Here is a 20375-nt window from a genome sequence, read left to right as displayed (position 1 = left end):
TTTACGGCAAGGGGTGCACGGCCGTACCGTGCGCCCCGTCGATATGTACGCAGCCTGGGGAGGACCCGAACAGTGAAGCGCCGCCGCACCCTAGCCCTCGCCGTCGCCACGGCGGCAGCAGTCGCCACCGTCCTGACGGGCTGCGGAGCCCTCGACAAGGCGATGGACTGCGTGAAGACCGCCGACGCGATAGCCACCTCGGTCGGCAAGCTCCAGCAGGCCGTCTCCAACGCCTCCAACGACGTGACGCAGATCGAGGAGTCCCTGAACTCCATCTCCACGGAGCTCGGCAACCTCAAGAACACCACGGACAACGCCGACCTCTCCAAGGCGGTCGACGACCTGACCAAGGGCGTCGAGACGGTCCGCACGGCGGTCAAGGACGGCGACACGACCCCCGACATCACCCCGATCACGGACGCGGCCGGCGAGATCGGCAAGGTCTGCACCCCGTAGATACTGGGGGCATGACCGGACAGCGCCTGATCCTCGCCACCCGCAACGCGGGCAAGATCACCGAACTCCACGCGATCCTCGCCGACGCGGGCCTCGACCTCGAACTCGTCGGCGCGGACGCGTACCCCGAGATCCCCGACGTGAAGGAGACGGGCGTCACCTTCGCGGAGAACGCCCTCCTCAAGGCCCACGCCCTGGCCCAGGCGACGGGCCTCCCGGCGGTCGCCGACGACTCCGGCCTCTGCGTGGACGTCCTGAACGGCGCCCCCGGCATCTTCTCCGCCCGCTGGTCCGGCACCCACGGCGACGACAAGGCCAACCTGGACCTGCTCCTCGCCCAGCTCTCCGACATCGCGGAGGAGCACCGAGGAGCCCACTTCGCCTGCGCCGCCGCCCTGGCCCTCCCCGACGGCACGGAACGCGTCGTCGAAGGCCGCCTGGAAGGCACCCTCCGCCACGCCCCGACGGGCACCAACGGCTTCGGCTACGACCCCATCCTCCAGCCGGCCGGCCACGACGTGACCTGCGCGGAACTGACCCCGGCGGAGAAGAACGCGATCAGCCACAGGGGCAAGGCGTTCCGCGCCCTCGCGCCGGTGGTGCGGGAGCTGCTGGGCTGAGCGAGACACGACGAAGGCCCCGCTCCGATCTACCTGAGCGGGGCCTTCGTTTTGAAGGTTTGTGCGGCCTGAGGGATTCGAACCCTCACGGGATTACTCCCATCGCACCCTAAATGCGAGGCGTCTGCCGTTCCGCCAAGGCCGCCAGCCGCCTGCCATCGTAGCGGTAGGCGAAGGGTTGGGGGCGCGGGCGCCTAAAACGACCGGCGACGCTTACCTCCTCGGCACCAGGTGCTGGTGACCGCGTGGCAGTTGGGGCACAACAGCCGCAGGTTCTCGCGCCGATCGTCGCTCCGGTCTCCGTTGATGTGGTCGAGCTCCAGGGTCATCGGCTTGCCGTGCCATCGCGCGTCGACGCCGCAACTGGCGCACTGTTCGGGCACCCCGGCCTCCAGTAGGGCGCGGCGCAGCGTCCGGGTGCCGGTGCGGCGCCCGCTGTCTCGGCGTACCAGAATCTCGTGCGGCTGCTTGGCGGTCGGGCTCCGTTTGCCGCGCTGGTGCGACTGTCCCAGAAAGTGCGCGGTCGACAGACCGTCGTCTGCGATCCAACCTTTCAGGTTGGCGCGCTGCGATTGGTTGTCCTTCCGCCCCAGGTGACGCAGGGTCTCCCGGAGCGAACAGGACGAGGCGACCGCGTCTCGTAGCTCGGCCACACTTGGCCGAGGCCCTCGACCGAAGGGCGGGAAGTGTGAGACGTCGATCCCGAAGTGGGTGAAGCGCCGCAGCAGATACCGGGACAGGTGGCCGGACGGCTCCGCTCCGAGGAAGGCCATCACCGCGTCGATGTCTCGGTAGCGGGCCGCGGTCTCGGCCAGGCGCTGGCGTGTGTACCGCCTGTCATCCGCTGTCACCTGGCACGCCCCTTCCCGCGCCCGCGATAGTTGTCCGTGGCGGAGTGACAGTTCGGGCAGAGGAGCCGCAGGTTCTCGGGCCGGTTGTCACGCCAGTTGCCATCCATGTGGTCGACCTCCAGCGGCAGGGGCCGGCCGAGCCAGGTCGCCCCGACATCGCACAGGGCGCACTCCTCCTTGACGCCGGTCTCCAGAAGCGCGCTTTTCAGGCGGCTGCTCCGGACGCGCCGGGGATGCGGTGCGTCGTTCAGGACAAGAACCTCCTCCGGGGCCCGACGCCGCTGGTTGTGCCTCATACGCTCGGTCCACGTAGGCGGCGTGAAGTGCGTGGTGTCGATCCCGTACGCCTTGATCCGGCGGCTGATGTGCGCGTGCTGACCGCCGACCAGGTCCACCCCCAGCCTGCGGAGCACGTCCCACACACTGCTGGACGCCGCCACTACCTCCGCCAGCACTTCCCGCGTCCACCGCACCCCCTCCCGCTCGAAGTGCGAGGTGTCCACGCCCAGCTTCCGCATCCGTGCGGACACGTACGCCCGCGACCCGCTCTTCGGGTCCACCCCCAGCCGCTCCAGCGCCTCCGTCAGCGTCCGCGCCCCTCGCGCCGCCGACTCCAGTCGGTCCTTCGTGTACGGACTCGTCCCCATCGGAACGGACCCCCCTCCCCAGTGCGAATCTCGTACGTATCAACGAGCCGAATATCGGACGGTTACGCCGATCGTGCGCGGAATGCGAACGGGCCCGCGCCCTCGTCGTGAGGGTGCGGGCCCGTCGCGGAGGCCTGGTGGGGCTCAGATGCCCAGGTCTCGGATGATCTTGGCTACGTGGCCCGTGGCCTTGACGTTGTAGAAGGCGTGTTCGATCTTGCCTTCCTCGTCGACGACGACCGTGGAGCGGATGACGCCCGTGACGACCTTGCCGTAGAGCTTCTTCTCGCCGAAGGCGCCGTAGGACTCCAGGACCTCCTTGGAGGGGTCGCCCACCAGGGTGACCTTGAGGTTCTCCTTCTCGCGGAACTTCGCGAGCTTCTCCGGCTTGTCGGGGGAGACGCCGATGACGTCGTAGCCGGCGGCGGCCAGGACGTCGAGGTTGTCGGTGAAGTCGCAGGCCTGCTTGGTGCAGCCGGGGGTGAGCGCGGCCGGGTAGAAGTAGACGATGACCTTGCGGCCCTTGTGGTCCGCGAGGGAGACCTCGTTGCCGTCCGCGTCCGGCAGGGTGAAGGCGGGGGCGGTGTCGCCGGGCTGCAGTCGCTCGCTCATGGCTCGCTCTCCTCGGGGGGTGTGCGCGTACGCGATGAGCCTAATGGGGGTCGGGGACAGCCTCCCGGCGGCGGAACTGACAGACTGTCCACCAACGACCGGAATACGACTACGGAGGCAGCGCGGTGTCGGACGCCAGGACCCCTGCGCAGATCGAGGCGGACATCGTCCGCCGGCGCGAGCAGCTCGCCGTCACGCTCGACGAGATCGGCATTCGGATGCACCCGAAGACGATCATCGGGGACGCCAAGGCCAGGGTCGCCTCGACCGTGGACGAGACCGCCGGACGGGCGTTCGTCGCCGTGAACCGTGTCGTCTCCGATGTGAAGGCACGTTTCACCGACGAGGAGGGCGCGCCCCGCCTGGAGCGGGTCGTCCCGGCCGCCCTCGTGGCCGTCGCCGTCGTCGGGCTGCTGCTGGGCTCGTCCCGGAAGCACAAGGGCTGAGCCGGGCCGGTAGGTTCGTTCCCGTGAGCGAGAACACCCACGACAAGCTGCCCATCCGGATGCTCCACGACCGGGTCCTGGTCCGCACCGACTCCCCGGAGGGGGAGCGGCGCTCCGGCGGCGGGATCCTGATCCCGGCGACCGCCGCGGTCGGCCGCCGCCTGGCCTGGGCCGAGGTGGTCGCGGTCGGGCAGAACGTCCGGACCGTCGAGATCGGCGACCGGGTGCTGTACGACCCCGAGGACCGGGCCGAGGTGGAGGTGCGGGGCGTCGCCTACGTATTGATGCGGGAGCGGGATCTGCACGCGGTGGCGGCGGACCGGTTCCAGAGCTCGGACTCGACGGGGCTGTACCTGTAGGACGTTTCGCGCGAAGGCCCTGGTGACCGGTGTCACCAGGGCCTTTGCCCGTTTTTTGCTAGGCTGGAGCCACCCCGACGAGACGCGCCGTACCGGGTCATCGGAAAAGACGACGCACCTTTTCTGTTCCGTCTCGCGGAGGTGTCTCGTCATGGCCTGGGTTCTTCTCGTCGTCGCCGGTCTGCTCGAAGTCGGCTGGTCGATCGGGATGAAGTACACCGAGGGCTTCACCCGTCTCTGGCCCAGCGTCTTCACCGCGGCCGGGATCGTCGCTTCGATGGTGCTGCTGTCGCAGGCCGCGAAGACCCTCCCCATCGGTACCGCCTACGGCGTCTGGGTCGGCATCGGCGCGGCCGGTGCGGCGGTGCTCGGCATGGTGGTGCTCGGCGAGCCGGCGACCGCCGCCCGGATCTTCTTCGTCGTCCTGCTGCTCGTCGCCGTGGTCGGACTGAAGGCGACCTCGGGGCACTAACGGTCCTGTCCGCGGGGCTTCACGGGCTTCGCGGGCCGCACGGGCCGTTCGGGCTTCGCCGGTCCCGGGCCCGCCTCGCCCGTCTCGTACCAGTCCTCCTCCTCCGTACCGTCCCCGGGGACGTCCGGCGTCGGCGGTACCTCGGGGAGCTCGGCGCCCGGCATCAGCCGCAGGTCGAAGTCGCGTACGGGGGTGTCCGCGAGGGCCTCTCGGGTGAAGCGGGCCCAGATCTCGGCCGGCGGGCCGCCGCCGTTGACCCGCGGCAGGCCGAGCGCGCCGTACAGCGGCTCCTGGCGGCCCGACTCGGGGTCCTGGCCCATCAGCGCGACGACGGTGGCGAGTTCGGGGGTGTAGCCGGCGAACCACGCCGCCTTGTCGTCCTCCGCCGTGCCCGTCTTGCCGGCCGCCGGGCGTCCGGCGGCCTGCGCGGCCGTGCCCGTACCGGACTCGACGACGCCCCGCAGCACGGCGGTCGTCGTGTCGGCGGCCTCGCGCCCCACGGCCTGCCGGGGTTCGCCGGCGGGCAGCGGCAGCGGCTCCCCGTCCCGGGAGACCGCCGCGACCAGGGTGTGGTCGCCGCGCCGGCCGTGCGCGGCGAGCGTCGCGTACGCCTGGGCCATGTCGAGGACGCTGGCGGTGGCCGGGCCGAGCGCGATGGAGGGGGAGGCGGTGAGGTCGGGGGTGGTGGCCGGCAGGCCGAGGGCGACGGCGGTGCGGCGCACGTGCGCGGGGCCGACGTCGACGGCCATCTGGGCGTAGACGGCGTTCACGGAGAGGTCGGTGGCGGCGGTCACGGGGATCTCGCCGTAGCTCTCGCCGTCCTCGTTGGCGGGGTCGTACGGCGCCCCGGGCCACCCCTCGACGGGCCGCCGGTCGGTGCCGTCGTAGACGGTGTACGGGGTGATCGGCTCGCCGTACTGCGTCTGCGCGCCGCTCTGCACGGCGGCGGTGAAGACGAACGGCTTGAACGTGGAGCCGACCTGGTAGTCGCGGCGGGTGGCGTTGTTGACGTACTGCTGGGTGTAGTCGACGCCGCCGTAGAGGGCGACGACGCGGCCGGTGGCCGGTTCGACGGCGGCGGCCCCGGCCCGTACGTACCGGTCGGCGGGGTTCGCGGCCGGGTCGAGGCGGTGGGTGACCCGGTCCTCGACGGCGCGGACGAGCGCGGCCTGCCGTTCGGGGTCGAGGGTGGTGACGATCCGGAAGCCGCCGCCGGCGAGGGTCTTCTCGTCGACGATCCCGCGGCCGGTGAGGTACTCCTCGACGGCCTGCACGAGGTAGCCGCGCTGGCCGGAGAGGCCGGTGGCGGGGCGGGCGGTCCGCGGGTCGGGGAAGCGGAGGGCGGCGCGCTCGGCGGCGGTGAGCCAGCCCTCCTTGACCATGCCGTCGAGGACGTATCCCCAGCGGGCGAGGACGGCGGGGCGGTTCTCGGGGTGGGTGGTGACGTCGTAGGCGCTGGGGGCCTTGAGGAGGGCGGCGAGGTAGGCGCCCTCGGCGGTGCCGAGGCGGGCGGCGTCCTTGCCGTAGTAGGCGTGCGCGGCGGCCTGGATCCCGTAGGCGTTGCGGCCGAAGTAGCTGGTGTTGAGGTAGCCCTGGAGGATCTCGTCCTTGGTCTTCTCGCGCTCCAGTTTGATCGCGATGAAGAACTCCTTGGCCTTGCGGGTCAGGGTCTGCTCCTGGCCCAGGTAGTAGTTCTTCACGTACTGCTGGGTGATGGTGGAGCCGGACTGGCGGCCCTTTCCGGTGACCGTGTTCCAGGCCGCCCGGACCATCGCCTTGGGGTCGACCGCGCGCGAGGTGTGGAAGTCGCGGTCCTCGGCGGCGAGGACGGCCTGCCGGACGGTCGGCGGGATCCGGTCGAGGCGCACGTTCTCCCGGTTCACCTCGCCGTCGCGGGCGAGGACGGTGCCGTCGCGGTACAGGTACAGGTTGGACTGGGCGACGGCGGCGGCGTTGGCGGCCGGGATGGACACCAGCAGGTACCCGGCGGTGAAGGCTCCGGCGAGGAGCAGTCCGCCGAGCAGGAACAGCCAGGCGGTGGCGCGCAGGAGACGGCGGGGGAGCGAGGCGCGGGGGCGCGCGCCGGCGCGCGGGGCGGGGAGGGTGGGGTCCCTCGGTGCCCAGCCCGGATCGTCCGGTGGCGGCGCGGCGGGCGAGGCGGAACGCACAGAAGGGGACATGGCACCACATAGTGCACATAAAGCGGGCGAAACTCCCGAAGGTGGGGGGTGGGGGAGCGGAAATCGCCGGGAAAACCGCTCGCGGCGGGGTGCGGGGGGCCACTAGGGTCGTGCGCTTCGTCCTCTTTCGATCTTTGACGCCCCCCCCATACCTGCATCCCCGAATCCCTGATCCCCCTCACCGGAAGGGACAGCTCCATGCTGCGGCTGTACGCGACCGTGGCCGCGGGTGGCTTCCGGCGGTACGCCACCTACCGGGTGGCCACGCTGGCAGGCCTCTTCACCAACACGGTCTTCGGTTTCGTCTTCTCGTACACCTACATCGCCCTGTGGGCCGAACGGCCCGCGCTCGGCGGCTACTCCATGGCCGACGCCCTCGCCTACGTCTGGATCGGCCAGGCCCTCATCACCGTCTGCGGCATGATGGGCGGCGGCTTCGAGGACGAGCTGATCGAACGGATCAGGACCGGCGACATCGCCGTCGACCTCTACCGCCCCGCCGACCTCCAGGGCTGGTGGTGCGCGGCCAACGCGGGCCGCGCCGCCTACCAGTTGCTCGGCCGCGGCGCCGTCCCGCTGCTGATCGGCGCGTTCGCCTTCGGGTTCACCCTTCCGGCCGATCCGGCCGGCTGGGCCGCCTTCCTGCTCGCGGTGGCCCTCGGCTCGCTCGTGTCGTTCGCGCTCTGGTACCTCGTGGCGATGAGCGCGTTCTGGCTGCTCGACGGGCAGGGCGTGGTCCAGGTGGCCTGGCTGACCGGCCTCTTCTTCTCCGGGATGCTGCTCCCGCTGAACGTCTTCCCCGGCACGCTCGGCGAGGTGGCCCGCGCGCTGCCGTGGGCGGCCCTGCTCCAGGTCCCGGCGGACGTCTACCTCGGCCGGTACGGGGACGGCTGGGGCCTCGTCCGCGCGTACGGCTTCCAGCTCGGCTGGCTCGCGCTGCTCCTTGCGGCGGGCCGGGCGGCGCAGGCGGCGGCGACCCGGAAGGTGGTGGTCCAGGGTGGCTGAGCCGCTCCGTACGGACGACGTCCACGGCTCCGGCGACGTCCACGGCTCCGGCGAGTCGTACGGCTCCGGCGACGTCCACGGCTCCGGCGAGTCGTACGGCTCCGGCGCGGGGGAGGTCCTGCGCACGTACCGCCTGGTCGCCGCCATGTGGATCCGGTCCACGATGACGTACCGGACCTCCTTCGCCCTGACCCTCGTGACGTCCTTCTGCGTCACCTTCTTCGACTTCGTCGTGATCCTGCTGATGTTCGGTCAGGTCCGGGGCCTCGGCGGCTTCTCCTTCGCGGAGGTCGCCTTCCTGTACGGCACCACCGGCACCGCCTTCGGCCTCGCCGACCTCACGCTGGGCTCGCTGCAGCGGATGGGGCGCCGGATCAGGGACGGCTCGCTCGATGTGTTCCTGCTGCGGCCGGTGCCGCTGCTCGCGCAGGTCGCGGCGGACAAGTTCGCGCTGCGGCGGCTCGGCCGGGTGCTCCAGGGGCTGATGGTGCTGGTGTGGAGCCTGGTGCTGCTGCGCGACGAGGTGGCGTGGACCTGGGGGAAGGCCGCGATGGTGCCCGCGATGGTGGTCTGCGGGGCGGTGATCTTCATGGCGGTGATGGTGCTCGGCGCGTCCGCGCTGTTCTGGCTCCAGGACGCCGCCGAGGTCACCAACTCGTTCACGTACGGCGGGAACACGCTGCTCCAGTACCCGCCGACGGTCTTCGCGCAGGACCTCGTGAAGGGCGTGGTGTTCGTGGTCCCGCTGGCCTTCGTGAACTGGCTGCCCGCCCTGTACGTCCTCGGGCGCCCCGCCCCGGCCGGGGTGCCGTCCTGGGCGGCCTTCGCCTCCCCGCTCGTCGCCCTGGTCTGCTGCGCGGTCGCGGGCCTCGCGTGGCGGGCGGGCGTCCGCTCGTACCGATCGACAGGAAGCTGAGGACCCGCCATGGGAGTACCGCTGATCGAACTGGACGGCCTGGAGAAGACCTTCACCGTGCGCCGCAGGAGCGGCGTCCTCCGCCGCGAGAAGCGGGAGGTCCGGGCCGTCGACGGCATCTCCTTCACCGTGGACCGGGGCGAGATGGTCGGCTACATCGGCCCGAACGGCGCCGGGAAGTCCACCACCATCAAGATGCTCACCGGCATCCTCACCCCCAGCGGCGGCCGCCTCCGCGTCGCCGGCCTCGATCCGGCGCAGGACCGCACCCGCCTCGCCCGCCGCATCGGCGTGGTCTTCGGCCAGCGCACCACCCTCTGGTGGGACCTGCCGCTGCGGGACTCGTACCGCCTGGTCCACCGCATGTACCGGATCCCCGACGACCGCTACCGGGAGAACCTCGCCCGCTGCGTGGACCTCCTCGACCTCGGCGACCTCCTCGACGTCCCCGTACGCCAGCTCTCCCTCGGCCAGCGGATGCGCGGCGACATCGCCGCCGCGCTCCTCCACGACCCGGAGGTGCTGTACCTCGACGAGCCGACGATCGGCCTGGACGTCGTCTCGAAGTCCCGGGTGCGGGAGTTCCTCCGCGAACTGAACACGACGCGCGGCACTACCGTCCTCCTCACCACCCACGACCTCACCGACATCGAGCAGCTCTGCTCGCGGGTGATGGTCATCGACCACGGGCGGCTGATGTACGACGGCGATCTCGCCGGCCTGCACGAGGCCGGCGACGGCGAGCGGATGCTCATGGTGGACCTGGCGCGGGAGCTCCCGCCGATCGAGGACGTCCCGGGCGCCCGCTTCGTCCGGGCCGACGGGCCGCGCCAGTACCTCGCCTTCCCGGCCTCCGCGTCGGCCGCGCCGCTGGTGGCGGCGGTGGCGGCGGCGTACCCGCTGGTGGACCTCTCGGTGCGGGAACCGGACATCGAGTCCGTCATCGCGAAGATGTACGGGGGAGCGTCCGGGGGAACTCGCGAGCAGCGCCGGGAGTCCCTGAGATGAGGATGTGAGGAGGTCTGCGGATGGTGAGCTTCACCTACACGGCGGCGGACGAGGAACGGAATCGCGGCGTCCGCCGCATGAAGGCCCTGGCGACGGCGCTGCTGGCCCTGGTCGCGGTGGTCTACGCCCTCGCGACCTGGGCGGAGAACGCCGGCGCGGGCGCCTGGGCGGGCTACGTCGCCGCGGCGGCCGAGGCGGGCATGGTCGGCGCGCTCGCGGACTGGTTCGCGGTGACGGCCCTCTTCCGCCACCCGCTGGGCCTGCCCATCCCGCACACGGCGATCATCCCGACCAAGAAGGACCAGCTGGGCGCCTCGCTGGGCTCCTTCGTCGGCGAGAACTTCCTCTCCGCGGACGTCGTACGGGGCCGCCTGCGCGCCCTGGGCGTCGCCCGCCGCCTCGGCGCCTGGCTCGCGGACCCGGCGCACGCGGACCGGGTGACGGAGGAGGCGGCGACGGCCCTGCGCGGCGCGCTCACGGTCCTCCGCGACGCCGACGTGCAGGCGGTGGTCGGCGAGGCGATCACCCGGCGCGCGGAGCAGGCCGAGATCGCGCCCGGCGTCGGCAAGACCCTCGAACGCATGGTGGCGGACGGCGCCCACCGCCGCGCCGTCGACCTGGTCTGCACCCGCGCCCACGACTGGCTCGTCACCCACGGCGACTCGGTCATGGACGCGGTCCAGGGCGGCGCCCCCGGCTGGACGCCCCGCTTCGTGGACCGCAAGGTCGGCGAACGCGTCTACAAGGAGCTGCTCCGCTTCGTCACCGAGATGCGCGACATGCCGACGCACCCCGCCCGGGGCGCCATCGACCGCTTCCTCACCGACTTCGCCGCCGACCTCCAGGCCGACACGGACACCCGCGCCCGCGTCGAACGCCTCAAGTCCGACCTGCTGGCCCGCCCCGAGGTCCAGGACGTCATCGCCTCCGCCTGGGCCTCCGTCCGCGCCCTGATCATCGCCGCCGCCGAGGACGACCAGAGCCAGCTCCGCCTCCGCGCCCGCGCCTCCCTGATCTCCCTGGGCAAGCGCCTCGCCTCGGACGCCCGCCTCCAGTCCAAGGTCGACGGCTGGCTGGAGACGGCGGTCATCCACCTGGTCACCACCTACCGCCCCGAGATCACCTCCCTGATCACGGAAACGGTCGCCGGCTGGGACGCCGACCAGACCTCCAGGAAGATCGAGGCCAACATCGGCCGCGACCTCCAGTTCATCCGCATCAACGGCACGGTGGTCGGCGCCCTGGCGGGCCTCCTGATCTACACGGTGAGCCACGCGGTGGGCGGCTGACGGGCCGGTACGGCTCGGGCCGTCACGGCTGACGGGTCAGCCGCGCTCGCGGGTGACGGATCCGGTACGCCTCAACGGCTCTCGCGGGTGACGGCCCAGGAAGCAACCCCCATGGCCCCCGCCACGGAGAACACCGCAGGCCAGGCCCCGATCTTCTTGGCCAGCGGATGCGACCCCCCGAACGCCGCCACATAAGCCGCCGACAGCCCCACGGCCGCCTTCACCCCACCCACCCGCTGCCACTCCCGAGCCGCCACCCCACCGGCCACGGCCAGCACTACCCCACCGAGCGGCCGCTTCTTCGTCCACCGAGCGACGGCATACCCGCCCACGAGTCCGGCGGCGGCGATGGCGGGGGAGGGGATGCGGGGCATGGTGGGGCCTTCCTGGTAGGCGGGTCGTCCTTCGAGCGTACGAGATGTGCGCGTGGTGCCACCGGGAGGGCTGACGGTCAGGTGCACACAGCGCAGAGTGTCTCGTCGTCGACTGGCCGGAAGAGCATGGGCTGGGTGTGGTCACCGGCACACTCGCGTGTCCCTTCGAGCCGTGCCGAAAGCCGACTTCGGGGAACGTGCGGGGACGGCAGCTCTCGAGGCGGTACGTCACGAAGGAGGTACCGCACGAGCCCACCGGGCCGGTGTACGGGCGTCCCGGCACCAGGCAGACCGCGCAGGATGTGTTGGTGGACGTCGGCGGAGGTGTGGCCCATGTCGAGCCAGCGGGCGGCGAGGCGGGCCAGTTCGTCGCGCATTCCGCGGGGGATGTGGCGCAGGGCGGAGGAGAGGAGCGGCAGAGAGCCGACGAGGGCGCGAGCTTCTTCGAGCCGAGGCGACTCCTCCACGACCTCCGGGGGAGGGTTGGAGGTCTCTGCTTCGCGGTCTTTCTCTGGATGACCGTCGGTCGGCGGGGTCACCGGCTCGTCGATGGTCGGGGCACCGACGACCGGGTTCCGAGGACTCGGTGTGACCTGCGATGACGCGATGGGCTCTCGCGCGAGGAGCTTCGCGGCCCGTTCAGCGGTCAACGGAGTGCTGGACACGAGCTGTTGGGTCACCCAACGCCCGCCACTGACCTGCACCCGCCGTTCATGCACGAACCCCTCCTCCTTGAGCTGCCGCTTGGCCCGCCCGAAGGCGCATGCCCCGATCCGGGCACGTTCGGCGGTGCGGGACAGGGATTCGCGTGCGCCTTGGGGGAGCGACAACTGCCAGGTCAGAAGACGGACGGCGTCGGAAGAGAGCCGGGGGTGCCGGATGATCTCGTGCGAGAACTGGGTGAAGCCGCGCGAGGGCGCGTTAAAGTGCCGGTAGATCACGGTGGACGGTCTTTCCACTAGTGGTTCAGGCCCTCGCCGATGGCTGCAACCATGGCGGGGGCCGTTTTGCGCGACCGTACCGCTGTCCATGTGGCTGTGCTGGCCCAGTGAAGGAAGAACGCTCGTGTGGGTGACGCCGGTTGCTTGAGGTGACCCGGCTACGAGGGTGCGGGTGCGGCCGCCCTCTTCTCCGAGTGTGGCGCCCGCCGCCGCCTCAAGGGCGCTCCTCCGTCGCGTCGCCGCACGATGGGCTTCGCCCTCCCTTGCCCCGGCGGCTCCGGCCGCCCCTTAACGCTCGGTGGCGTTCCGCCAGTAGTCGGCCAGCATTTCGCTCGGCCACGATGGTTCTGTGACGGGGCCACGCGGAAGCATCTCTTGGAATACGGCTACGAGATCGACGACCTGTGTCCCCTCATCGGCATCAAGGTCGGTGACGTGGAGGTCGAGTCCCTCGACCTTCAGCAGGCGTGGGAAAGAGGTCGCGAGTCGGGCCGGACGCCGATGGTTGTGGTGCACGAAGGTGCCGGTGGCAGGCCACGCGGGATTGTCACGGGGGCTGCGGGCGTGAAGGGCGACATCCTCCGGAGAGCCGAGATTGAAGAACCACGTGACTTGGAGGTGGGAGAACAGCTCGATGCCCCGCAGCGTCTCTGGGGGGAACTCCGGCCGGAGGCGGATGATCGACTCCACACCCCCCTTGAAGTCATCAAGTCGCCCGGTGTGGCCTCCGACGACCTCGGCGATGACCGGTACCTGAATGGATTCTGGGGACACGGATTGCCCTTCTTCCTCGTCAACCCCAGCACGAGCGCGGGGCTTTGGGGCGTCAGGGTACTTGTTGGAGTACGGCCCGGGCCCGCGCGTCGACTTCGGATACGGAGGGAATGCCGCGGTTGCGGAACGGGGACAGGACCGCGCGCATGGTCGTGGCCGCTTCCCGTGTCCTTCCGGACTGGACGCCGTGCATGGCGTCCAGAGCCAAGGTCCAGGTGTGGCAAGCAGCCTCAAGGTTCCCTTGCCTGGCCTGGACCGTACCCATATAACCCAGAGTGACGGCGTGAGTCCTGCTGAAGGCGTCAGCCCTGCGGTAGCGCACGCTGTCATGGAAATGGCGCAAGGCACCGTCCAAGTCACCCAAAGCCCATAGGGCGCGGGCTGTCTCGTGGGCGAGGGACGCTTCCTGGAAGAACCAGATCCGTTGCGGTTCCTCATCCCCTGGCGTGGCCCGGTCGAGGTCTACCTCGGCCTGGTGGATCGCGGCGATGGCTTGCCTCCTTTGGCCGTTCACCGCTAGCGCCCGTGCCCGCACGATGCCGACGAGAGACCGCTCACGCGAGCTCGCGTGGGTGTACCTCTCCCGTTCCACTGAGCTAGTGGCGAGTTCCAGTCCTGCCTTGGAGTGCCCCAGGTCTATGGCCTGGTGCGCCATCGCCCGCAGGATGTGACCGGTGAGAGCGGTGTCGTCGGCCTCTGCGGCGAGCTTGAGCGAGAGACTGAAATAGCGGCGCGCGAGTTCGTGCTGGGAAGCATCGAAACTCATCCAGCCGGCCACGTAGACGGCTTCGGACGCGGCCGAGTACAGCGACTGACGGGTTCGTTCGCTGCCAAAGGAGCCTCCGACGTACCGGGCCACGTCGTCGACGATGTACTGGCAGAGGGCTGTTCGTCCGTCGACACCGCCGTGCCGCTGGTCGCGTCGGGCGAAGAACTCGGTCATCTCGCGAACGGCCCGCACCTCGGTCTCACCGACCGCGTGGGTGGCTCCCGTTGAGCGGGCGCGAGCCCGCTGAGGAGCCCCGTCCCACCAGGAATCCTGAGGGAGGGCCAGGCCTCCGACAGAGTAGGCGGCGCCCGCGAGGAGTCGGCGACGTCCGCGGTCCATGTTGTCCCTCCCCAAATCGACCAGATTCGTCAGAGTGTCCGTGTCCCACTCGGCGCCGGTGGCCAGGTCAGGGGACGTACCTCCCAGACCGAGTTCCGCGAGGGTCACAGGGCGCCCCAACCGCCGTGACAGCGTTTCACGCAGGATCGCCGCGGCCTGACCGCGAGGACGAGTGCCAGCCACCCACATGGCGATGTGTGACCGCTTGACGGTGAAGACCTCCTCGGCCCCGGTCTCCGCTGCCACACGGACCATCGCGGCGGCCACCGCCGTCTGTGACCAGCCTGTTTCTGCGATCGTCGCAGCCAGCTCGACATTCCTGTGCGCCATGCTGCGCCCCTCTTCGCAAGAGAACAATCTTTGACGGGTTTGACGGCATCGAGGCCCGGGCGGGGATATCCGCTCGTCGCGAATCACGGTTCGCTGAGGGAACACGAAACCACCAACGGGCGGAGAGGGAAGGGTTACGGGTGACTTTCAGCCACGTGAGTGAAGGGGACGGGCAAGCTGTCTCGGTATCACGCCTGACGTCCACGTCTGAGCCGGGTGAACGGAGGGAGGTGTGCGTTCCGTGTGCCGCGTCTTCAAAATCTGCTGCCTCCATCCGTTCGACCGATGAGGGCTTTTTGGTGAGGGAGACAGTCCCACCCGTCTTGAGGGATCTGGTGATCGAACCAGCGGCTTCTCGATCTACGGGGCGCCCCGCTTACTCTCAGACCCTCCCGCGTGAGCCGCGCAGTGCGGTGGTGGCGCGGCGATTGGTCCGCGCGGGGTTGACTCTGTGGGGCTTGGAATCCCTGATCGATGACGCGACGCTCATCATCACCGAGTTGATTGGTCACGCGATCGACCACGGCCGACTCGTGTCGATCCGTGTGGTCGTTTGCAGACCCTCCGAGAAGGTGGTTCGGGTGGGAGTGGTCGACCGTTCAAAGGCCGTTCCGAAGCTCAAGGCGGATCCTGACGGCGACCATCCCCGAGGGCTGGGACTGCTTCTCGTGGACGCTCTGGCGGACCGATGGGGAACCGAGCCGTATCGATGGGGCAAGCAGGTCTGGGCTGAGTTGCGGGAGGGGGAAACCCCGTGAGGGAGGGGGATTGCATGGTGCGTGAACCGTGGGAGCTCCTCTTCCTGGCGGAACCACGGGAGATCGCCGGACTTCGCCGAGTCGTGCGGCTTCATCTGAAGCTGTGGGGGCTTTCTCGGCAGCGCGAGGCGGTTCAGCTCTGCGTGAGCGAGCTGGTCACTCAAGTGATCCGACACGCGGGGGCGGGGACGCCCACCACGCTCCGTCTGGCGATGAAGGGCACGTGCGTGCGGGTCGAGGTGGCCTCACCGGAAAGTCGCGTGCCGCCGACACGCCCCACCGGCGTGCCGGAGGAGGAGGGGGAGAGGTCCTTGGCCGTGCTCGGTGGGATGGCCGAGCGGCACGGTGTCCTGGTTGATGCCGGCCGAGAGATCAGATGGTGTGAGGTCGCCACCGACCTCGCAACGCCCCACGGCCATAGTGGCGGGTCGCGCGTCACGAGGGCGGAAACCTTGATCGTGCTCTACGGCGCCGTCGCCCTTCCGCATGCCGTCAACGCGAGTCGCCTCACCGTCGTCAAGGTCAAGGGCGCGGTGATCGAGGCGATGGTGGACCTCATGCGATGGGCGGACGCCCACGGGTACGACGCGGACGACATCCTCGACGTGGCCCAAGCGCGGTTTGAGGCAGGGCTATGACGTCCCGCCAGGCAAGGTGACAAGAGGTTGGCTGGTCCGTATCCATGCTGGAGTGCCGTGATCTAGATTCTGGTCATGGGGATTCGAGACTTGCTCGCCGAGGTCGCGAGCACTTATGACCGAGCGGCTGGTTCCACGCGCGAGGTCAAGGGTCAGCAGGTGCTGCGGGGGGTCGCGAGCCGTACTGACCTTGTTCTGCCACCTGGTTTTAGGGCCGAGGGGCATGGAGGGCAGACTACTCCGGCGGCGACGCCCTGGATCGGGGTGTTCGATAAAGAGGGAATGCAAGACCCCAAGAAGGGGCTGTATTTGGCCTATATCTTCAGTGCTGACCTGAAGAACGTGACCCTGACTTTGCAGCAGGGCATTACCTGGCTGGAAGAGCCCCTGGGGAAGGGGCGCGCTCGTGAGGAGCACCTTCGCCACCATGCGGCGAGACTTCGGCGGGCTGTGAAGCGCCAGGAGAATGTTGGCTGGGTTGATGAGCCGGACCTGAGGGATTCGGCGACCAGGCCAAGGGCGTACGAGGCTGCTAGCGTGATCGCCAAGATATACGACACGGATAAGCTGCCTGGTGACATCGCGCTATTGGAGGACCTTTATCTTGGGGTCCAGTCCCTGCGCAGGGCTGAGGAGTTCGATCGCGTCTGGTGGGCTAGCGGCGAGAATGACGCCTTTCAGTTGGCCTATGCCCTCAAATCGCATGCGTCGCAGGGTGACGCTTCTCCTCGCGACTTCGATCCGCTCGCTGACTTCCGCCCGAAGGACAGCGGTGATTACACGGCGGAGATCAAAGCTCGACAGCAGGTCAAGCAACGGTCTCATGAGAAGCTCGTTGACGACTTCGGAAGATATGTCGCGGGGCGAGGGTACACCCCGATAACACTGCGGCAGCATCCGAAGGACCTGATCCTGAGGCAACAGGAGCCGTCCGAAGGGCAGGCGGATGAGTGGCTCGTCGAAGCGAAGATCGTTCGCCATGGGAATCCGACGGTGGCCGTACGCGAAGCCCTCGGTCAGCTCTTCGAGTACCGGCACTTCCTCTACCTGAAGCAGTCAGCCCCCTTTCTCCTGGGCCTCTTCTCCGAGGAAATCGGTGTCTACGCCTCATACCTGGAGGAGCACGGAGTCGCCTCGGTTTGGCGGTCCGATGACGGGTGGGACGGGTCCGCCCGGGCGCGGGGTTGGGGAATGACGACGAGCTAGCGCCGCTTCGGACCACGTCACTCCGCCCCGTGGCACTCCCCGTAAGCCCGGTCCGCGCCGCACCAGCAAGCCTGTGTGCGCAGTGGCGGCCAGGGGGTGGCTCGGGAGCGGGCGGCGAGGGTGGTGGCGTATTGGGGGAGGAGGGCGGGCTGGGAGGGGTGGGTGGCTTCGGAGGCGGCGAAGGCTTCGTAGGAGGGGACGGTGGCGCGGACGATGCCGAGGTTGGGGGTGCCGGCCGTGGCCAGTTCGCGGAGGGAGGCCTCGATGTCCGTCAGGTGGGCGCGGTAGGTGGGGTATTCCGTTTCGAGCTCCGGGTAGGCCGTGAGGAGTTCCGTGAGCTCCTGGGCCGGCCAGTGGAGGACCGCTACCGGGAAGGGGCGGGAGAGTGCCGTGCGGTAGGTGCCCAGTTCGGAGCGGAGGCGGGCGATCTCGGCCTGGAGTTCGGTGGGGTCGGAGGAGCCCAGGGACCAGAGGCGCTTCGGGTCGTGGAGTTCGTCCAGGGGGATCCTCCCCTGGTGGAGGCGGTCCGCGCGGGTGTCCCAGTCGTCGTGGGGGCGGGCCAGCATGCGGCGGATGCGGTGGCGGGTGGTGAGGAGGGAGTGGGTGGGGTGCGGGAGTTCCGCCTCCCCGGGGGCGGCCAGCAGGGTCGCCGCTTCCGTGAGGGTCTCCTCCGCCGCCTCCAGCTCGTCGTGGGCCTCCAGGGTCTCCGCCGCGATCTCCCAGGGGGGTGCGTCCGTCGGGCGGGCGCGGCGTACGCCTTCGATGATCGCGCGCGCTTCGGCTTCGTGGCCGTACTCCCACAGGTTCGACGCCTTCAGGGCGCGGATCAGGTGGGGGTCCGCCGGGCTGCCGGACAGGAGGGCGTCGTAGAGGGCGGTCGCGCCCGGACGGTCGTCCGCGAGCTCCAGGTGGGCGGCGGCCCGGAGCAGAAGCGGTTCACGGTCGCCGGGGTACTGCTCGGCGGTGCGCAGCAGACGCTCGGCTTCGGCGGTGTGGGCGGCAGGCGTGTCGGGGCGCATGACGTCCACCGTACTGCTGTACGGCTCTGGAGAGTTGGTGCCGCAGCCCTTATCGTGCCCGGCGTGCGGGACAGGGGAGGCAGGGGACGGGAGCGGGTGCCGGTCGTCGTCCAGGCGCGGTCCGGGCGCTCGGGGCTGGCCCGTGTGCTCTGGTGCGGGGCCGAGACCGTCGTCACCTGCGGTGTTCTTATTCTGCTGCTCGTCGTGCACCAGTTGTGGTGGACCAATCAGCAGGCGCGCGCCGAGGCCGGTGAGCAGGTGGCCGTGCTGGAGCGGGAGTGGGACATCTCTCCTCCGGAGGGCGCTTCCTCCGCTTCCGCGCCTTCTCCTTCCGGGGCGGGGGGCGGGGGTGGTGGGTCGTCCGCCTCTCCGTCGGCTTCTCCCTCGCGTGCTCCCTCGCCCTCCGGTGGGACCGTCGGGGCCTCGCGTCCTGGACCTTCGCCCGCCCGTACGCCCTCCGGTTCCGCCTTCGCCGTGCTGCGGATTCCGCGGATCGGGCTGACCGTGCCCGTCGCCCACGGGATCTCCAAGAGCAAGGTGCTCGACAAGGGGTACGTGGGGCACTATCCGGGCACCGCCGCGCCCGGGGAGGCCGGGAACGTGGCGCTGGCCGGGCACCGGAACACGCACGGCGAGCCGTTCCGGTACGTGAACCGGCTGCGCAAGGGGGACGAGATCACGCTGCGGACGCGGGAGGGGACGTACACCTATCTCGTCGACCGGATCCTGCCGGTGACCTCGCCGCGCGACACCGGCGTCATCCAGCCGGTGCCGCGGTCGATCGTCAAGCCCTCGTACGGGTACGCGAAGGCCGGCTCCTACCTCACCCTCACCACCTGCACGCCCGAGTTCACCTCCCGCTACCGGCTCATCGTCTGGGCGACCCTGCGACGATGAGCGCGGCGCCGGCCAGGGCCAGGACCGCCGAGGCCACGAGGGCCGCGTCCGGGGTGGCCGCCGAGAGGGCCATCATCAGCGACACGCCGGCCGCGGAGCCGATGTAGCGGGCGGTGTTGTTCGCGCCCGAGCCCATCGCCGCCCGCTCCGGCGGGACGGAGTCGACGGCGAGGCGGGGGAGCGCGGCGTTCAGGAGGCCGCTGCCCGCGCCCGCCACCACCAGGCCGGCGACCAGGCGCGGCCAGGGCAGGACCGGGGACTCCGTGGTGCCGAGGAGGAGCAGGACGCCCGCCGCCGAAAGCCCGAAGCCGAAGGCCAGTTGGTACGGGGCCGAGAGCCGGCCCGCGAGCCGGCGGGCCTGCAGCGCGACCACGAACGCCGAACCCGACCAGAGGGCGAAGAGGGCCGCCGCCGTCAGCGCCGACAGACCGGCCCCGCGCTGGAACAGCGCCGGCATCACGCTGAACATGCCGATCACCGCCAGGCCGGTGAAGAGCGCCCCCACCGTCGACGCCCGGAACGCCGGCCTCCGCCACATCCCCGGGTCGATCATCGGGGCCGTCACGCGCCGCTCCACCAGCAGGAACAGCGCCGTCAGCGCCACCGCCGCCAGGAGCAGCAGGCCGGGGGCCGGGCGCAGCCAGCCGTCCCGGCCCAGCGTCAGGGCCGTCAGCAGGGTGCCGAGCGCCAGCGCCAGGGTCGTCGCGCCCACCAGGTCCGGGCGGCGGCGGTTTCCCTGGGGGCCGCTCGCCGCGGGCGCCGTGAGGGCACGGGCGCCGAGCGCCGCCGTCGCCAGGGCCGCCGCGCCGAGCACCGCGTACGCCGACCGCCAGTCCACCAGGGCGAGCGCCCCCGCGAGCAGCGGGCCGAGCGCGATCCCGCCGCTCACCGACGCGCCCCAGACGCCGGTGGCCCGGATCCGGTCGCGGCCCGAGGGATACGCGTCTGCCAGCAGGCCCAGGCTGCCCGCCAGGACCGCCGCGCTCGCCGCGCCCTGCGCGATCCGCGCCGCCGTGAAGAGCACCGTCGAGCCCGCCAAGGCGCCGAGCGCCGTCGTCACGCCCAGCGCCAGGGTCCCGAGCAGGAACACCCGCCGCCTGCCGTGCGCGTCGGCCAGCGCGCCCGCGACCAGGAGCAGGACGGCGAGGCCGAGCGGGGTGCCGTTGAGCAGCCACGCCTGCGCCGAGGCCGGCGTCCCGAACGCCTCCGCCATCTCCGGGAGCGTCGCCATCGGCGCCGTGTAGTTCATGAGCGCGACGCCGGTGGCGAGGGCGGTGACGGCGAGCGTGGCGGGGGAGGGGGCGGGGGAGGGGGCGGTGGGTGGTGTGGTGGTGGGGGTCGTGGGCGTGGTGCGTGAGTCGGCTGTACTCATGGGGCCTCCGCCCGGTCGTCGTGCGCTTCGGTCGGCTAGGGGGAACATGTCAGTTCAGTCATTGAACTCAGACCATACTCCGGTCGGTTCGTTCAAT

General features: G+C 70.5%; 23 protein-coding genes, 1 tRNA gene and 1 riboswitch. Of the genes, 13 read left to right on the top strand and 11 right to left on the bottom strand.

Features of this window, described 5'->3' with window-relative positions; all coding sequences use genetic code 11:
- Positions 1-132: 132 nt before the first annotated feature.
- Together ABZ621_RS12430 and rdgB are read left to right on the top strand one after the other, a co-directional pair.
- Positions 133-456 (top strand): hypothetical protein, encoded by a 324-nt coding sequence (locus ABZ621_RS12430; protein ID WP_360603571.1) that lies wholly within the window; start codon positions 133-135, stop codon positions 454-456.
- An 11-nt stretch (positions 457-467) separates the two neighbouring features.
- Positions 468-1076, top strand: coding sequence for an RdgB/HAM1 family non-canonical purine NTP pyrophosphatase (rdgB, locus tag ABZ621_RS12425; protein WP_360603451.1), 609 nt, complete (start codon positions 468-470; stop codon positions 1074-1076).
- Positions 1077-1138: 62 nt separating this feature from the next.
- Here the strand turns inward: rdgB and ABZ621_RS12420 are convergent.
- The 4 genes from ABZ621_RS12420 to bcp all read right to left on the bottom strand — a co-directional run bounded on the left by ABZ621_RS12420 (position 1139) and on the right by bcp (position 3186).
- Positions 1139-1221, bottom strand: a tRNA-Leu gene (locus ABZ621_RS12420).
- 49 nt (positions 1222-1270) lie between these two features.
- Positions 1271-1849, bottom strand: a complete 579-nt coding sequence (locus ABZ621_RS12415) for an HNH endonuclease (protein ID WP_360603569.1) — start codon at positions 1847-1849, stop codon at positions 1271-1273.
- Positions 1850-1923: 74 nt separating this feature from the next.
- On the bottom strand, positions 1924-2574 hold the full coding sequence (locus ABZ621_RS12410) for an HNH endonuclease (protein ID WP_360603449.1): 651 nt from the start codon (positions 2572-2574) through the stop codon (positions 1924-1926).
- A 144-nt stretch (positions 2575-2718) separates the two neighbouring features.
- Positions 2719-3186 carry a thioredoxin-dependent thiol peroxidase gene (gene bcp, locus ABZ621_RS12405; RefSeq protein ID WP_360603447.1) on the bottom strand — a complete coding sequence of 156 codons (468 nt, stop codon included), beginning with the start codon at positions 3184-3186 and terminating at the stop codon, positions 2719-2721.
- 125 nt (positions 3187-3311) lie between these two features.
- On the opposite strand from bcp, the gene ABZ621_RS12400 reads away from it, so the two are divergent.
- The 3 genes from ABZ621_RS12400 to ABZ621_RS12390 all read left to right on the top strand — a co-directional run bounded on the left by ABZ621_RS12400 (position 3312) and on the right by ABZ621_RS12390 (position 4463).
- Positions 3312-3632: a DUF3618 domain-containing protein gene (locus tag ABZ621_RS12400; protein ID WP_360603445.1), complete on the top strand. Its 321-nt coding sequence runs from the start codon at positions 3312-3314 to the stop codon at positions 3630-3632.
- Positions 3633-3655: 23 nt separating this feature from the next.
- A complete protein-coding gene (locus tag ABZ621_RS12395) occupies positions 3656-3991 on the top strand; it encodes a co-chaperone GroES (RefSeq protein WP_031011657.1) in 336 nt (111 codons plus the stop codon).
- A 56-nt stretch (positions 3992-4047) separates the two neighbouring features.
- Positions 4048-4110, top strand: a riboswitch (guanidine-III (ykkC-III) riboswitch).
- A 32-nt stretch (positions 4111-4142) separates the two neighbouring features.
- Positions 4143-4463 carry a multidrug efflux SMR transporter gene (locus ABZ621_RS12390; protein ID WP_189945772.1) on the top strand — a complete coding sequence of 107 codons (321 nt, stop codon included), beginning with the start codon at positions 4143-4145 and terminating at the stop codon, positions 4461-4463.
- Here the strand turns inward: ABZ621_RS12390 and ABZ621_RS12385 are convergent.
- Complete coding sequence (locus ABZ621_RS12385) at positions 4460-6643, bottom strand: transglycosylase domain-containing protein (RefSeq protein WP_360603443.1); 2184 nt, start codon at positions 6641-6643, stop codon at positions 4460-4462. The two genes, ABZ621_RS12390 and ABZ621_RS12385, sit on opposite strands and share 4 nt — an antisense overlap.
- A gap of 201 nt (positions 6644-6844) precedes the next feature.
- Here ABZ621_RS12385 and ABZ621_RS12380 point away from each other — a divergent pair, with 201 nt between their 5' ends.
- The 4 genes from ABZ621_RS12380 to ABZ621_RS12365 all read left to right on the top strand — a co-directional run bounded on the left by ABZ621_RS12380 (position 6845) and on the right by ABZ621_RS12365 (position 10861).
- Positions 6845-7648 carry an ABC-2 family transporter protein gene (locus ABZ621_RS12380; protein WP_360603567.1) on the top strand — a complete coding sequence of 268 codons (804 nt, stop codon included), beginning with the start codon at positions 6845-6847 and terminating at the stop codon, positions 7646-7648.
- A 145-nt stretch (positions 7649-7793) separates the two neighbouring features.
- On the top strand, positions 7794-8564 hold the full coding sequence (locus tag ABZ621_RS12375) for an ABC transporter permease (RefSeq protein WP_360603565.1): 771 nt from the start codon (positions 7794-7796) through the stop codon (positions 8562-8564).
- Positions 8565-8573: 9 nt separating this feature from the next.
- Positions 8574-9572, top strand: a complete 999-nt coding sequence (locus ABZ621_RS12370) for an ATP-binding cassette domain-containing protein (RefSeq protein ID WP_360603441.1) — start codon at positions 8574-8576, stop codon at positions 9570-9572.
- Between the two features lie 20 nt (positions 9573-9592).
- Positions 9593-10861 (top strand): DUF445 domain-containing protein, encoded by a 1269-nt coding sequence (locus tag ABZ621_RS12365; RefSeq protein WP_360603439.1) that lies wholly within the window; start codon positions 9593-9595, stop codon positions 10859-10861.
- 71 nt (positions 10862-10932) lie between these two features.
- On the opposite strand, the gene ABZ621_RS12360 is transcribed toward ABZ621_RS12365, so the two are convergent.
- The 4 genes from ABZ621_RS12360 to ABZ621_RS12345 form a co-directional block, all read right to left on the bottom strand.
- Entirely contained in the window at positions 10933-11235 is a 303-nt protein-coding gene (locus tag ABZ621_RS12360) for a hypothetical protein (protein WP_360603437.1), read from the bottom strand.
- A gap of 77 nt (positions 11236-11312) precedes the next feature.
- Positions 11313-12176 (bottom strand): hypothetical protein, encoded by an 864-nt coding sequence (locus ABZ621_RS12355; protein WP_360603435.1) that lies wholly within the window; start codon positions 12174-12176, stop codon positions 11313-11315.
- A gap of 288 nt (positions 12177-12464) precedes the next feature.
- Complete coding sequence (locus ABZ621_RS12350; RefSeq protein ID WP_360603433.1) at positions 12465-12950, bottom strand: TrmO family methyltransferase; 486 nt, start codon at positions 12948-12950, stop codon at positions 12465-12467.
- A gap of 52 nt (positions 12951-13002) precedes the next feature.
- Positions 13003-14388 carry a Tat pathway signal protein gene (locus ABZ621_RS12345; protein WP_360603431.1) on the bottom strand — a complete coding sequence of 462 codons (1386 nt, stop codon included), beginning with the start codon at positions 14386-14388 and terminating at the stop codon, positions 13003-13005.
- A gap of 335 nt (positions 14389-14723) precedes the next feature.
- Between ABZ621_RS12345 and ABZ621_RS12340 the strand changes: the two genes are divergently transcribed.
- From ABZ621_RS12340 to ABZ621_RS12330, 3 genes are all read left to right on the top strand, one after another.
- Complete coding sequence (locus ABZ621_RS12340; protein ID WP_360603429.1) at positions 14724-15146, top strand: ATP-binding protein; 423 nt, start codon at positions 14724-14726, stop codon at positions 15144-15146.
- A 14-nt stretch (positions 15147-15160) separates the two neighbouring features.
- Entirely contained in the window at positions 15161-15784 is a 624-nt protein-coding gene (locus ABZ621_RS12335) for an ATP-binding protein (protein WP_360603427.1), read from the top strand.
- 75 nt (positions 15785-15859) lie between these two features.
- On the top strand, positions 15860-16990 hold the full coding sequence (locus tag ABZ621_RS12330; protein WP_360603425.1) for a DUF3578 domain-containing protein: 1131 nt from the start codon (positions 15860-15862) through the stop codon (positions 16988-16990).
- Between the two features lie 17 nt (positions 16991-17007).
- On the opposite strand, the gene ABZ621_RS12325 is transcribed toward ABZ621_RS12330, so the two are convergent.
- Positions 17008-18009 carry an SEC-C domain-containing protein gene (locus ABZ621_RS12325; RefSeq protein ID WP_360603423.1) on the bottom strand — a complete coding sequence of 334 codons (1002 nt, stop codon included), beginning with the start codon at positions 18007-18009 and terminating at the stop codon, positions 17008-17010.
- Here ABZ621_RS12325 and ABZ621_RS12320 point away from each other — a divergent pair.
- Positions 17899-18906 carry a class E sortase gene (locus tag ABZ621_RS12320; RefSeq protein ID WP_360603421.1) on the top strand — a complete coding sequence of 336 codons (1008 nt, stop codon included), beginning with the start codon at positions 17899-17901 and terminating at the stop codon, positions 18904-18906. The genes ABZ621_RS12325 and ABZ621_RS12320 overlap by 111 nt on opposite strands.
- Here the strand turns inward: ABZ621_RS12320 and ABZ621_RS12315 are convergent.
- Positions 18878-20278 (bottom strand): MFS transporter, encoded by a 1401-nt coding sequence (locus ABZ621_RS12315; protein ID WP_360603419.1) that lies wholly within the window; start codon positions 20276-20278, stop codon positions 18878-18880. The two genes, ABZ621_RS12320 and ABZ621_RS12315, sit on opposite strands and share 29 nt — an antisense overlap.
- Positions 20279-20375 lie beyond the last annotated feature (97 nt).

The organism is Streptomyces sp. NPDC007863 (genome assembly GCF_040633895.1).
Classification (GTDB): domain Bacteria; phylum Actinomycetota; class Actinomycetes; order Streptomycetales; family Streptomycetaceae; genus Streptomyces.
Note: the sequence above shows the minus strand (reverse complement) of the source record. Positions and strands in the feature narration are given on the sequence as shown.